Annotated in this window: 9 protein-coding genes and 2 tRNA genes; 5 read left to right on the top strand and 6 right to left on the bottom strand. The window is 57.1% G+C overall.

Going from position 1 to position 13,446, the window contains the following annotated elements:
* Positions 1-97 precede the first annotated feature (97 nt).
* Positions 98-484: a response regulator gene (locus IMCC12053_RS04080; protein ID WP_062216003.1), complete on the top strand. Its 387-nt coding sequence runs from the start codon at positions 98-100 to the stop codon at positions 482-484.
* Positions 485-584: 100 nt separating this feature from the next.
* On the opposite strand, the gene IMCC12053_RS04075 is transcribed toward IMCC12053_RS04080, so the two are convergent.
* From IMCC12053_RS04075 to IMCC12053_RS04055, 5 genes are all read right to left on the bottom strand, one after another.
* Positions 585-659 (bottom strand) — tRNA-Gly (locus tag IMCC12053_RS04075).
* A gap of 96 nt (positions 660-755) precedes the next feature.
* Positions 756-830, bottom strand: a tRNA-Gly gene (locus IMCC12053_RS04070).
* Between the two features lie 84 nt (positions 831-914).
* Positions 915-1,298: an MAPEG family protein gene (locus IMCC12053_RS04065; RefSeq protein WP_062216001.1), complete on the bottom strand. Its 384-nt coding sequence runs from the start codon at positions 1,296-1,298 to the stop codon at positions 915-917.
* 161 nt (positions 1,299-1,459) lie between these two features.
* Entirely contained in the window at positions 1,460-4,903 is a 3,444-nt protein-coding gene (locus IMCC12053_RS04060) for a pyruvate carboxylase (RefSeq protein WP_062215999.1), read from the bottom strand.
* 176 nt (positions 4,904-5,079) lie between these two features.
* Positions 5,080-6,627, bottom strand: coding sequence for an MDR family MFS transporter (locus tag IMCC12053_RS04055; protein ID WP_062215997.1), 1,548 nt, complete (start codon positions 6,625-6,627; stop codon positions 5,080-5,082).
* Between the two features lie 146 nt (positions 6,628-6,773).
* Between IMCC12053_RS04055 and IMCC12053_RS04050 the strand changes: the two genes are divergently transcribed.
* The 3 genes from IMCC12053_RS04050 (at position 6,774) to IMCC12053_RS04035 (ending at position 11,314) form a co-directional block, all read left to right on the top strand.
* On the top strand, positions 6,774-7,349 hold the full coding sequence (locus IMCC12053_RS04050) for a MarR family winged helix-turn-helix transcriptional regulator (protein WP_062215995.1): 576 nt from the start codon (positions 6,774-6,776) through the stop codon (positions 7,347-7,349).
* Between the two features lie 84 nt (positions 7,350-7,433).
* Entirely contained in the window at positions 7,434-10,052 is a 2,619-nt protein-coding gene (locus IMCC12053_RS04045) for an ATP-dependent helicase (protein ID WP_062215993.1), read from the top strand.
* A 102-nt stretch (positions 10,053-10,154) separates the two neighbouring features.
* Positions 10,155-11,314, top strand: a protein-coding gene (locus IMCC12053_RS04035; RefSeq protein ID WP_156320734.1) for an IS3 family transposase whose coding sequence is annotated in 2 segments (ribosomal slippage) — positions 10,155-10,404 and positions 10,404-11,314 — 1,161 coding nt in all. Because the reading frame shifts where the segments join, the coding sequence is not laid out codon by codon here.
* Positions 11,315-11,808: 494 nt separating this feature from the next.
* Here the strand turns inward: IMCC12053_RS04035 and IMCC12053_RS04030 are convergent.
* Positions 11,809-12,021, bottom strand: coding sequence for a DUF1127 domain-containing protein (locus IMCC12053_RS04030; RefSeq protein WP_062215987.1), 213 nt, complete (start codon positions 12,019-12,021; stop codon positions 11,809-11,811).
* Positions 12,022-12,321: 300 nt separating this feature from the next.
* Between IMCC12053_RS04030 and IMCC12053_RS04025 the strand changes: the two genes are divergently transcribed.
* A complete protein-coding gene (locus tag IMCC12053_RS04025; protein ID WP_062220830.1) occupies positions 12,322-13,428 on the top strand; it encodes an Mrp/NBP35 family ATP-binding protein in 1,107 nt (368 codons plus the stop codon).
* Positions 13,429-13,446 lie beyond the last annotated feature (18 nt).

Genomic DNA, 13,446 nt, shown 5'->3' with positions numbered 1-13,446 from the left:
TGTTTAACCGGCGTTAATACTTAATTCACAAAAGTTGAAGAAACTAAAGTCGACACTGCATGATCTTATGCAGCAATTCCTACCCAAAAGGTGCGTCATGCGTATTTTGATTTTGAACAGTGAGAGTGAAACATCTGCACAGTGGGCTCGCGCGCTGGGCGCTCGGGGGCATTCGGTTTCCGTCTGTTGTATTGCCGAAGATGCAATGCAAATGCTGCGCAACGAGTGCTTTGATCTGTTAATCTTTGACATCCTTGTTGGCGAAGGCAGCGGGTTGGGTGTGGCGCTTTTGGCCGAGTTCCATCAGCCGAACTGTGCCGCGATGCTTGTCTCCAACTTTGTCCCTGCGTTTCAACAAGAGCTGTTTTCGCGTTTGTCGCGCCTCAAGGTCGTGATTGGGCGCGGCTCCCCCGTCGAAGATTTGGTGATGTTTGCGGAAAGCTGCGTCGATGAGGATGCGCGCATCTCGCTTGGCGCGGCGTAAGCCCGTTTTTCGAAGTCCGCCGCCCGCGTGCAATACAGCGATCAGACAGACGCAAACACCATCCGAAGATGTGTCGCGTTTCAATCTACTCTGAGAGAAATGGAGCGGGCGAGGCGATTCGAACGCCCGACCCTAACCTTGGCAAGGTTATGCTCTACCCCTGAGCTACGCCCGCTCGGCGTGTCACCTGTTACGTCGGTGTCTAGAACGTTTCCTTTGAACGACATGCTTAGGTTTCGCACATCAACCAATCCGGAGACTGGAGGAAAATTGGAGCGGGCGAGGCGATTCGAACGCCCGACCCTAACCTTGGCAAGGTTATGCTCTACCCCTGAGCTACGCCCGCTTCCTTGGGTAGGGCGGATTTAGGACGTCACGCCGCTGGCCGCAAGGGGAAAGTTGGCGCGAGCGCGGTTTTTTTTCCTTGCCCCTACATCACCGCGTGTCCGAGGACCGCCAGCGACAATATGAGGAGCAAGACGTAGGTCGCAAGTGCTCCCCAATAGCGGACTTTGTACCCGTTTGCGGATGTCAGCCCGTAAAAGTTCGCGCCGCGTGTTGCCAAAAGTGTGAGGCCCGCACCATGAAGCACAAGGGTGGGCGCCCCTTGGTTCTCTGCAAGAGCGAGCAGGATCAACGTAAGTGGCGCGTACTCGTTGAAATTGGCATGAGCGCGGATGCGTAGGTTAAGGTCGGTTTGCCCGCCGTCTCCCATAGAGATTTTGCTCGCGCCCCGCCCCAAGGAGACGTGCAGCGAGACATAGGTGTAAAACAGACCGATGAGGCCCGCGTAAATGGCGGTGATATGAAGCATGTGATATTCCTGTTGGCGCCAACGTTGTGCCGACTGTGGGGGGGCAACGCGGGCTTGTCCATCCAAAACTGAACGGCTCAGTTTAGAGTGTGCTGCTCAAAATGAGATGCAAAAAGGGCGCCGCGATGTGCGGCGCCCTTTTAAGACAGATACGGTGCGTCCTATTCGAACTCGACCAACAAATCTTTTGCGTCGATCTGGTCCCCCGGTCCGACATGCAGCGTCTTGACGGTGCCATCGGCCTCAGCGGTGATCGAGGTTTCCATTTTCATCGCCTCGATGGTCAACAGCACATCGCCCTGTTTGACCTCTTGGCCCACGGTGACCGCAATCGTTGCCACAACGCCGGGCATCGGCGCGCCGACATGGGCGGCATTGCCAAGCGCGGCTTTGGGACGGGCGACTTTGGTCGCGGCCACGGAGCGGTCCGCCACGCGCACGGTGCGCGGTTGGCCGTTGAGTTCAAAGAACACTTTGACCTCGCCCTCCTCGTTGGCCTCAGACATCGCCTGACAGCGGATTTCGAGCGTCACACCCTCGGCGATGGAGACGGAAATCTCCTCACCGGGTTCCATACCGTAAAAGAAGTTTTGTGTCGGTAGGGTGCGCACAGGGCCGTAGGTTTCGTGGCGCGCACGGTAGTCGGTGTAGACTTTCGGGTACATCAGGTAGCCGTTAAGATCCTCGTTATCGATCTCGTCGCACTCGAATTTGGCGCATAGCTCGGCACGGGTCGCCTCAAGGTCCACAGGCGGGAGATGCTTGCCCGGGCGCTCGACGTTGGGCTTTTCGCCCTTGAGCACTTTTTGCACGATGGCGGCGGGGAAACCACCGGGAGGTTGGCCAAGGTTGCCGCGCATCATGTCAATCACGCTGTCGGGAAACGACACTTCGGTCTTGGGGTTTTCCACATCGGCGCGGGTCAACCCTTGGCTGACCATCATCAACGCCATGTCGCCCACCACTTTGGAGGAGGGTGTCACTTTGACGATGTCACCGAACACTTGGTTGGCATCGGCGTAGGCCTGTGCCACCTCATGCCACCGTTCCTCTAGGCCAAGTGAACGCGCCTGTGCCTTGAGGTTGGTGAACTGGCCACCGGGCATTTCGTGCAGATAGACCTCGGACGCGGGGGCCTCAAGGCCGGATTCAAACGCGGAATACTGGTGGCGCACGGCTTCCCAGTAGTTGGACATTTCGCGGATCGCGGCAATATCCAGACCCGTGTTGCGCTCGGAGAACCGCGTGGCCTCCACGATGGAGCCAAGACACGGCTGTGATGTGCCGCCCGAAAAGGCGTCCATAGCAACGTCTACGGCGTCCACGCCTGCGTCAGCGGCGGCAAGGATGGTCGCGCCCGCAATGCCGGAAGTGTCGTGGGTGTGGAAGTGGATCGGCAGGCCGACCTCGTCCTTGAGCGCCTTGATCAGCATCGCGGCTTGGGTCGGTTTCAACAGACCCGCCATATCTTTGAGGCCAAGGATATGCGCACCGGCGGCTTTGAGATCCTGACCCATTTTGACATAGTATTTGAGGTCATATTTCGGGCGGGTCGGGTCAAGTAGGTCGCCCGTGTAGCAAATCGTGCCCTCACAGACCTTACCGCTTTCAAGCACGGCATCCATCGCCACGCGCATGTTCTCGACCCAGTTGAGGCTGTCGAACACGCGGAACACATCGACGCCGGTATCGGCGGCCTGTGCCACGAACGACTGGACCACGTTGTCGGGGTAGTTGGTGTAGCCGACACCGTTGGAGGCGCGCAGCAACATTTGCGTCATGATGTTTGGCATCTTTTCGCGAATGTCGCGCAGACGCTGCCACGGACATTCCTGCAAGAAGCGATAGGCGACATCGAATGTCGCGCCGCCCCAACATTCCACAGAGAACAGTTGCGACAGGTTAGCGGCATAGGCGGGGGCGGCGTTGATCATATCGATCGAGCGCATCCGCGTGGCCAAAAGCGACTGGTGGCCGTCACGCATCGTGGTGTCGGTGATCAGCAGTTGTTTTTGCGCCAACATCCAGTCGGCCACGGCCTGTGGACCTTTGGCCTCCAACAGCTGACGTGTGCCTGCGGGCGGCACGGCATTGTGGGCCTTGGGCGCGATGGGCTTGCGGGCTTCGGCGGCGGGTTGGCTGCGCCCGACCGTTTCGGGGTGGCCGTTCACGGAGATGTCCGCGAGATAGGTCAGGATTTTGGTCGCACGGTCGCGGCGTGGTTTGAAATCAAACAACGCGGGCGTCTCGTCGATGAATTTGGTGGTGTATTCATTGTTGAGGAAGGTCGGGTGTTTGAGCAGGTTTTCTACAAAGGCGATGTTGGTCGATACGCCGCGAATACGAAACTCGCGCAGCGCACGGTCCATACGGGCAATCGCGGCCTCTGGCGTGCGCGCCCATGCGGTCACTTTGGTCAGCAAGCTGTCGTAATAGCGCGTGATCACAGCGCCCGAATAAGCGGTGCCGCCGTCAAGGCGGATGCCCATGCCCGTGGCCGAGCGATAGGTGGTGATGCGGCCATAGTCGGGGATGAAATTGTTGGTGGGGTCTTCGGTCGTCACGCGGCACTGGATCGCGTGGCCGTCGAGTTTCACGTCATATTGCGAGGCAACGCCCGTGGCGGCGGTGAGCGATTTGCCTTCTGCGATCAGGATCTGGGCGCGTACGATGTCGATGCCCGTAACTTCCTCGGTGATGGTGTGTTCCACTTGGACGCGCGGGTTCACTTCGATGAAGTAGAACTTGCCGTCATCCATATCCATCAAGAACTCGACCGTGCCGGCGCACTCGTAGTTGACGTGCTCGCAGATGCGTTTGCCAAGGGCGCAAATCTCTTCGCGTTGGGTTTCAGACAGATAGGGGGCGGGGGCGCGTTCGACCACTTTCTGGTTGCGGCGCTGCACCGAGCAATCGCGTTCGTACAAGTGATAGATGTTGCCTTGGCTGTCGCCGAGAATTTGAACCTCGACGTGACGCGCCCGCACGATCATTTTTTCAAGATAGCCCTCGCCATTGCCAAATGCGGCTTCGGCTTCGCGGCGGCCTTCCTTGACCTTTTCTTCCAACTCTTCGGCGTTGAACACCGGACGCATGCCGCGTCCGCCACCGCCCCAAGAGGCTTTGAGCATCAACGGGAACCCGACCTCTTCGGCCTCTTTGCGGATGGCGTCGAAATCATCGCCAAGCACTTCGGTGGCGGGAATGACGGGCACGCCCGCCTCCATCGCGACCTTGCGTGCCGAGGCCTTGTCGCCCAACTCGCGCATGGTTTTGGCTTTCGGCCCGATAAAGGTGATGCCCGCATCCGTACAGGCGTCCACAAAGTCGGGGTTTTCGGACAAAAGCCCGTAGCCCGGATGGATCGCATCTGCGCCGCACGCCTTGGCCACACGGATGATTTCGGAGATCGACAGATACGCCGCGACCGGTCCCATGCCTTCGCCGATTTTATAGGCTTCGTCCGCCTTAAAGCGGTGCAAGGACAGTTTGTCCTCTTCGGCGTAGATCGCCACGGTTCGTTTCCCTAGCTCGTTGGCCGCGCGCATAATTCGAATAGCGATCTCGCCGCGGTTGGCGATCAGGACCTTTTTGAAGTCGGGCATAGGGACAGTCTCCATCGTGAGTAGGGTGTTAACTTTACGGCAGCCTAGGGGTTTCTGCGCTGCAGTAAATCCCCAAAACTCATCTCTGGGCCCAATGAATACTGTTAACGCTAACAAAAGAAAAGGGCGGCCATGAAAACCGCCCCCTTTGAAGGATTACCTGGATTGCATAATGTCTATGCAGGATCAGGTTTGCGCGGCGTGTGGCGCGATTCAAGCGGGATTTCATCCAACAAGAATGCAAACAAAAGACCGACGACAGCGAGGCTTGCTGCAATTGCATAAACGGGGCGCAGTGCCGAGGATACGCTTTGCGCGACCAAGGTTTGGGCGTCAGCGGGCAAAGCGGCGAGGCTCTTGGGACCAAGCTCCGCGATGGAGCTAAGCCCTTCGACCTCCATACCGTTCATCTGGGCGGCCATGCGAGCGGCAAACAAGGCACCAAAGGCGGATACGGCGACCGAGCCGCCTACTTGGCGAAACATCAATCCTGCGGCGGTTGCTGTTCCCAGCAGATGACGGGGGGCCGCGTTTTGAACGGCGGTCGTGACCACGGGGAAAATGGAGCCCATGCCCGCGCCGACCGCAATGAGAGCCGCCCAAAGTTGAACGGATGGCATGTCAGCGGACAGGCGTGTGAGCGCAAGCAAGCCGAGTGATGCAACCGAAAGGCCAATGATGGGCAGGCGGCGGTATTTGCCTGTTGCGGTCATGTAGCGCCCCGCAATGGTCGATGCGCCAAGAATGCCAAAGGTCATCGGGATCAGTTGAAGCCCTGAGGCGGTCGCGGTGGCTCCTTTGGCAAGTTGCAAGTAGATCGGAATGAACGTCAGAGCGCCGAACATCATGGCGCCCGTGACGAATGAGATGATCGACGTGACCCAAAATGTGTTCATCTTGAACAAAGATAGGGGCAAAATCGGATCCGCTGCGCGCGTCTCGATAAAGAGAAAGGCGACAAGGGCCGCGCCGCACAGCGCCATAAGGCCAATGGCCTGCGGGTCCGACCATGCAAATTGTGTGCCGGCCAATGAGGTCAAAAGCACAACGCATGCAAGGGTGAGGGACAGGGTCACAGCGCCCAAAACGTCGATCTTTGCGCGCACGCGTTTGCCGGTTGGCTGAAATCCATAGGCAAAGCCCGCGAGTGCCAATAGGCCAAAGGGCAGGTTGATGTAGAAAATCCAGTGCCATGAGAACGCATCAACGAACCAGCCGCCCAAGAGCGGACCAGCCACAGACGACAGGCCAAAGACGCCCGCAAAAACCCCTTGGATTTTACCGCGATCTTTGGGCGCGATGACGTCGCCAATGATCGAGAGGGCCAACACAAAAAGGCCGCCGCCGCCCAAACCCTGTAAGGCGCGGGCGAGGATGAGAAAGAGCATTGAGGTGGCCATGCCGCACAGCACGGACCCCAATAGGAACAGTCCGACCGAGAAAAACACCACATTGCGCCGCCCGAAGGTATCGCCAAGTTTGCCGTAAAGTGGCGCCACCATAGTGGACGCCAAAATATAGGCCGTGACCACCCAAGACAGGTGATCCAATCCGCCCAAATCCGCCACAATGGTCGGCAGGGCGGTGGATACGATGGTTTGGTCAAGAGCGGCAAGAAGCATCAAAACCGCGACCGATCCGATGACAAGGCGCACGGAGGCGTCGGGCGTATCGCTCGGCGAGGGCGAGGTGGAGGTTAGAGTGGTAGGGGAATCATTCGACATAGATGTCTCATTTCGTGCGGTTTCGGGGGTGCATTGGGGTCGGCGTGGCGCGCTTGTGCGCCGTTGGATTTATATATGTGCCAATAGCATATATTTGACAATGGCATATTGTTGACAATCACACATAAAACGGGCACCTCGTCTCAATGGACAAACGCGACACCCACGCCAACGCCGACCCGCGCATTCATCGCGGCATTCCGGAACTTCTTGATAGCAAGGGGTTTTCTCACGATGCTATCGGCGCTCTTTTGGATTTCGACCTCGCCTTGTTTCAATGGCGGCGCATCGGTGAACAGGGTGAGTTCAAGGGCAAAGTGTTGGAGGGCGTCGATGAAAAACTCGATCCCGCGCTTTTGCAGGGGTTGCTCAGTGTCGCGCAAATTCATGCGGGTCTTGGCCGGATGGAGCCGCAGCCCCCGACCATCGGTCTTGTGGCTGATGTGATGGCGGTCGACCCGTCACGCGCCTCGCGCATTGTCGCGGGGCTGGTGGAGCGCGGGTTCGTGGTGCGCGATGTCGCGCAAGAGGATGCCCGAAAATCGATCCTGACATTGACGCCCAAGGCGCTTGAGTTTTTGAGGCAGTTCTCGGCCTCCAAATGGCACCTCATGTCTCAGCTGTTTCAAGAGTGGGACGCGGATGACATCGAAATGTTTGCGCGCCTCGTTCGGCGCTATGTTGATGGGCTGAACGCGGTTTTGCAGTCGGATGCGCCCTAAACGCGGATCCCGCGCGGTGTTTTTCATGCGAACAATTGCAGAACATGCTTTTCCTTAGCGCCGCATGGTTGTAGTCTCGCGCCCATGAGCAGTTTCAGTGAAGATGATGCCTTTGAGGCCGCAGCCCCACCCGCGAACCGACCCTCTTTGAGCCAAATGGCGATGGGGGCGCGGCCAACGCCGTATCTTGAGGGATTGAACCCCGCACAGCGCGAGGCCGTCGAGGCGATGGATGGGCCCGTCTTGATGCTTGCGGGCGCGGGCACGGGCAAAACCAAAGCGCTGACCTGTCGCATTGCGCATCTGCTCAACACGGGGCGCGCGCGTCCCAACGAAATCCTCGCCGTCACCTTTACCAATAAGGCGGCCCGCGAGATGAAGGACCGCGTGGGCGCGCACATGGGGCAATCTGTTGACGGGGTGCGTTGGCTCGGTACGTTTCACGCGATCTGCGTTAAACAGTTGCGCCGCCACGCCGAATTGGTCGGCCTAAAAAGCAATTTCACGATTTTGGACACTGACGATCAAATCCGTCTGCTCAAACAGTTGATCCGTGCCGCAGGGATGGACGACAAACGGTGGCCTGCGCGTCAGCTTGCGGGATTGATCGACGGGTGGAAGAACAAGGCGCTAACGCCCGCCAAATTAGGCGCGGCGGATGAGGCGGCATTCGATGATCGGGGTAAGGCGCTTTATGCGCAGTACCAGCACCGTCTCAAAGAGTTGAACGCTTGCGATTTTGGCGATTTGTTGCTGCATATGGTCACGATTTTTCAAAATCATCCCGACCTGTTGGAGCAGTATCAGCGGTGGTACAAATATATCCTCGTGGACGAGTATCAGGACACGAACGTGGCACAGTACATGTGGCTACGATTGTTGGCGCAGGGGCATCGCAATATCTGTTGTGTCGGCGATGATGATCAGTCGATCTACGGGTGGCGCGGGGCCGAAGTTGGCAATATCTTGCGGTTTGAAAAGGATTTTCCGGGGGCTACGGTTGTACGCCTAGAGCAAAACTATCGCTCGACCCCCCACATCCTCGCCGCGGCGTCGAGCGTGATTGCCGCCAATTCGGGTCGTTTGGGCAAAGACCTTTGGACGGCTGAGCAAGACGGTGAAAAGGTGCGCTTGATCGGTCATTGGGATGGCGAAGAAGAGGCGCGTTGGGTCGGCGAAGAGATCGAAGCGATGCACAGTGGCACGCGGGCGCGGTTGCGCAAATTCTCTCTCGATGATCAGGCGATTCTTGTGCGGGCCTCACATCAGATGCGGGCGTTTGAAGATCGGTTCTTGACCATCGGATTGCCATACCGTGTGATCGGCGGCCCACGGTTCTACGAGCGCTTGGAAATCCGTGACGCTATGGCCTATTTTCGCGTGGTTATCTCGCCCGAAGATGATCTGGCGTTTGAGCGCATAATCAACGTGCCCAAGCGGGGCGTGGGTGATAAGGCGATGACCGATATTCAGGTCACCGCGCGCACCAACGGCGTCTCGCTCAAAGAGGGCGCGCGGATTGCGGCGCAAGATGGTTTGCTCAAAGGCAAAGCCAAATCGGGCGTGGCGCAGCTGATTGCCCAGTTGGACCTGTGGAGATACCTGTATTCAAATCGGGGGAATGAGGATGTGATTTCCGACTATGACGCTGAGATTTCGGAACTCGCTTCCAAGTTGGGAGTCGTAGAGGCTGAGCTGGCTCTTATGACAAGTAAAGGGATGAATGTTAAGGAAGATTGTGCTGAGTTGCTTCTATTGGCAGAGCAACTCAAATCACAAATCAAAGTACTGCAATCTTATGTAGAGTATTTGAGATCTGATAATGACGTTGTCTTAGCCGAAATCATTCTCGACGAGAGCGGCTACACCACGATGTGGCAAAACGACAAAAACCCAGATTCTCCGGGCCGTCTTGAAAACCTCAAGGAACTCGTCAAGGCTCTGGACGCCTTTGATAACCTTGGTGGATTTCTCGAACACGTTGCCCTGATCATGGACAACAGCAACGAGGAACACGGCGAAAAAGTCACCATCATGACGCTGCACGGCGCCAAGGGGCTTGAGTTTCCCGTGGTGTTTTTACCTGGGTGGGAGGAGGGGTTGTTCCCCTCTCAGCGCTCTATGGACGAAAGTGGTCAACAGGGTCTCGAAGAGGAGCGGCGTCTGGCCTATGTGGGCATAACGCGGGCGGAGGAAGTTTGTACAATTTCGTTTGCGGGCAATCGCCGCGTTTATGGCCAATGGCAAAGCCAACTGCCCTCGCGCTTTATCGATGAACTTCCCCAAGATCACGTTGATATTCTCACCCCGCCCGGCCTGTACGGCGGTGGATATGGCGCGGCGCAATCGGGGGGCTTTTCTAGTGAGGCCTCAGGCGCAGGAATGTCAGCCGCCTTTGAGACCCGCGTCGAAAAGGCAGATGTCTATAATTCCCCAGGGTGGAAGCGCTTGCAACAGCGTAGCCAACGAAGCGGGGCAGCCACCAATGTGCGCTCTGGTAAGGGCGGCCATATGACGATTGATGCGAAAGCGGCGCTGGTCTTTACGGTTGGGGACCGCGTGTTTCACCAAAAGTTCGGCTATGGTCAGGTGTTGGAGATCGAGGGCGACAAGCTTGCGATTGATTTTGACCATTCGGGCGAGAAAAAACTCGTGGCCAGCTTCGTGACGCCTGCTGAAAAGGCTGGCGACGTCCCATTTTGAGTGTGTCAGCTCGGAGGGCGCGCCCCTTTAGGCGTTGACCTGCTCCCCGAAACTTCCCTCACTTTAATGTAGAGTTTGCTCAACCTTTGTAGGAGCAAACAAATGCGACAGAGTCGTTTTACTGAAGCCCAAATAATCGGGATGATTAAAGAACAGGAAGCTGGAATGCCCACGGCTGAGGTGTGTCGCAGACATGGCCTGAGTCCTGCGTCGTTTTACAAGTTCAAAGCCAAATACGGTGGCATGAACATTTCTGACACCCATCGCCTCAAATCGCTGGAAGACGAGAACGTCAAGTTGAAGCGTCTGCTGGCTGATACGATGCTCGACAATGTCGTTCTGAAAGACTTGCTGGGAAAGAACTGACGACACCGAATGTGCGACGGGCTGCGGCACAAAAGGCGATGCGGGATCATGATATCTCGCAACGCCGGGCGTGCAGGCTTGTTGGTGTCGATCCCAAGACTGTCCGGCGCGATCAACCGCCGGATAATCCTGAAGTTCGCGAAGAGATGACGGCGATTGCCAACAAACGGCGGCGGTTTGGTTATCGCCGGATCGGCGTGCTGTTGGAGCGCAAAGGCATGATTATGAACCACAAGAAGCTGTATCGACTTTATACGGAAGAAAAGCTGGGCGTCAGGCGACGAAGAGGCCGTAAGCGTGCGCGTGAATCACGCACGCCGATGCCTGTGGCGTTGAGACCTGGTGAGCGTTGGTCGCTGGATTTTGTCTCCGACACATTTGGCGCGTCTCGCAAGTTCCGCATGTTGGCTGTGAATGACGATTGCTGCCGTGAGAACCTATGCCTGATGGCGGACACCAGCATATCGGGCGCTCGAGTTGCGCGAGAACTGGATGCGCTTGTGCGCGTCTACGGAAAGCCAGCTTGTATTGTCTCAGACAATGGCAATGAGTTCACCAGTCGGGCGATCCTTAAATGGGCTGGCGATAACGACGTGGATTGGCATTACATTGATCCAGGCAAGCCCCAGCAGAATGGTTTTATCGAAAGCTTCAACGGCAGCCTACGTGACGAACTGCTAAATGAGGAGATCTTCGACACGCTGGATGATGCCCGCCGCAAACTGGCACTCTGGCGCTACGACTACAACAACGTAAGACCACACTCATCGCTGGAGAATCAAACACCCGCTGAAGTGCGTCGTGCGCTTGAGCAATTTGAGGGCTCCGCGTCCGACGCGCTTGCCCAAACCGACGACGAAGAATATGAAATCCAAACCCGCAAACTCTCGTTATGAATGAGGGAGCCTCGGGGGGCAGGTCAGCGTCCACCTATTACGCGCGCCATATTCGGGTGCGGTGGCAGGGTGCCCCGCATGTGAAGGCACGCAAATTTCGTGCAAATTATCCCTAAAAAATGATCATTTCCGATCTCGGCGCTGCGGCGTCTTGGTTGCGCGTGCGCGTGCGCGTGGCGCATGTGCCGTCTGTCTTGCAGACATAAAAAAAGCGGTGATGTCAGGGAGGAGGAAAGACATCACCGCTTTTTAGCACACGATCTCTCAGGGAGGAGGAGAGAGAGATCGATCTATGTTGGAGCATGTAAGGCTCCGAATTAGGTGCGGCGATGCAGGGAGGAGGAGAGCATCGCCGCTCTGGTCTTTAAGGCTCTAAGGGAGGAGGAAGAGCCTTAAATTCCGATTGTTTGTGCGGCAACGTCAGGGAGGAGGAGAGACGTTGCCGCTTCGATCAGAACCCTAGGGAGGAGGAGAAGGGTCCGATTTCGAAATTCTTAGTTGCCGTAGGCTGCTTCAAAAGCAACGGACTTGATTGTGGAGCGTGCGAGGCCCAGATCGGCAAGGTCACGGTCGCTCAATTCGTTCAGCTCGTTCATCGTTTCGCGGTACACATTGTAACGTGCGTAGCGCTCGGACAGACCGGCGAAGAAGGATGTGATGCCTGCGAAACCAGGTGCAGCTGTGCGGACGTTGTTTACATAAGCCATTGCGTTCTTACCTTAATATGCGTGCGGGCGTTTCGCCCTGCGGTGTCTTGGTTGACGGGTCGGACTGTCGTGGTGTGCCCTGTTCGTCTTGTTGATCCTAAGATGGAGGAATTGCTGCGCATGCACAACTCACCGTCTCGTCATTGCCGCTATGCAGAAAATGCATGACCAATACTGACCTAATTTGAAGGCGCTTTGGGTAATTTCATCCAAATGGACAATAAATACAGGGCTATGGAGTGGAAAAAGCCCCGTAAAAGGCGTATCTGCACGGTGAATAGGGAAAAAGGGATGACCAATATGCCCGCGTTACATGACACTATTATGACGGTTTTAGACGGGATTGCGCTGCCCGATGGAACGAGCCTCGCCTCAGGGGAGCGAATTCGAGCGCTCACTGTTGACGCGGGCGTGGTGCGATTCGTCATTGAGGCACCTGATGCGACTGCTGCGCGTGCATGGAGTGGCGCGCAAGCCAAAGCACAGGCTGCTATTGAGGCACTTGAAGGGGTTGGATCCGTCTCTATCGTTATGACGGCCCATGGTCCGACTGGGAGCGCGTCCCCCGCGCCAGCGCAGGCGGGTGGGCAAGCGGGCGAGCCGCCCAGTCTTAAGATTGGCCGTCACCCAACGCCACAGCAAGGCAAGTCCAAGCCGTCAGGGATCAAGAGCATTATCGCGGTCGCGTCCGGTAAGGGGGGCGTGGGTAAATCCACCGTCTCCGCCAACCTCGCGGTCGCACTGGCACGGCAGGGCCGCAAAGTTGGTCTGTTGGATGCTGATATATATGGCCCAAGCCAGCCGCGCATGATGGGCGTGACAAAGCGTCCGGCGTCACCGGATGGCGAGACGATCGAACCGTTGCATGCACATGGTGTTACGATGATGTCGATTGGCCTGATGATCAAAGACGGTGAGGCGGTCGTGTGGCGCGGGCCGATGTTGATGGGCGCGATGCAGCAAATGCTGGGTCAGGTCGCGTGGGGTGAATTGGATGTCTTATTGATTGATATGCCGCCCGGCACGGGGGATGTGCAGCTCACCTTGTGTCAGAAAACCGAATTGACGGGTGCATTGGTTGTCTCGACGCCACAAGATGTGGCCTTGATCGATGCGCGGCGCGGTATTTCGATGTTTGAAAAGCTCAAGGTTCCCGTTTTGGGTCTCATCGAGAATATGTCGACATATGTATGTCCGAGTTGCGGGCATGAGGCGCATTTGTTCGGGCATGGCGGCGTCAAGGATGAGGCGGAGAAAATGGGTGTGCCGTTCTTGGCTCAGCTCCCATTGGCGCTCGATACTCGTGTGGCGGGGGACGAGGGTGTGCCGATTGCGGCGACAGATAGTCCCCTTGGCGTCCCTTATATGCAGTTGGCCGAGCGATTGATTGCGGGTGGTATCGCCTAAACACCGCGCTTTCGGGGT

It is taken from the genome of Celeribacter marinus (assembly GCF_001308265.1).
In the GTDB taxonomy this organism is placed as follows: domain Bacteria; phylum Pseudomonadota; class Alphaproteobacteria; order Rhodobacterales; family Rhodobacteraceae; genus Celeribacter; species Celeribacter marinus.
The sequence above is the reverse complement of the archived record's forward strand: the minus strand, read 5'-3'. Positions and strand labels throughout refer to the sequence as shown.

Excerpts from the sequence above, each read along its gene's own strand:
- IMCC12053_RS04080 (WP_062216003.1), top strand. The coding sequence starts at position 98 with ATGCGTATTTTGATTTTGAACAGTGAGAGTGAAACATCTGCACAGTGG.
- IMCC12053_RS04065 (WP_062216001.1), bottom strand. The coding sequence starts at position 1,298 with ATGCTTCATATCACCGCCATTTACGCGGGCCTCATCGGTCTGTTTTAC.
- IMCC12053_RS04060 (WP_062215999.1), bottom strand. The coding sequence starts at position 4,903 with ATGCCCGACTTCAAAAAGGTCCTGATCGCCAACCGCGGCGAGATCGCT.
- IMCC12053_RS04055 (WP_062215997.1), bottom strand. The coding sequence starts at position 6,627 with ATGTCGAATGATTCCCCTACCACTCTAACCTCCACCTCGCCCTCGCCG.
- IMCC12053_RS04050 (WP_062215995.1), top strand. The coding sequence starts at position 6,774 with ATGGACAAACGCGACACCCACGCCAACGCCGACCCGCGCATTCATCGC.
- IMCC12053_RS04045 (WP_062215993.1), top strand. The coding sequence starts at position 7,434 with ATGAGCAGTTTCAGTGAAGATGATGCCTTTGAGGCCGCAGCCCCACCC.
- IMCC12053_RS04030 (WP_062215987.1), bottom strand. The coding sequence starts at position 12,021 with ATGGCTTATGTAAACAACGTCCGCACAGCTGCACCTGGTTTCGCAGGC.
- IMCC12053_RS04025 (WP_062220830.1), top strand. The coding sequence starts at position 12,322 with ATGCCCGCGTTACATGACACTATTATGACGGTTTTAGACGGGATTGCG.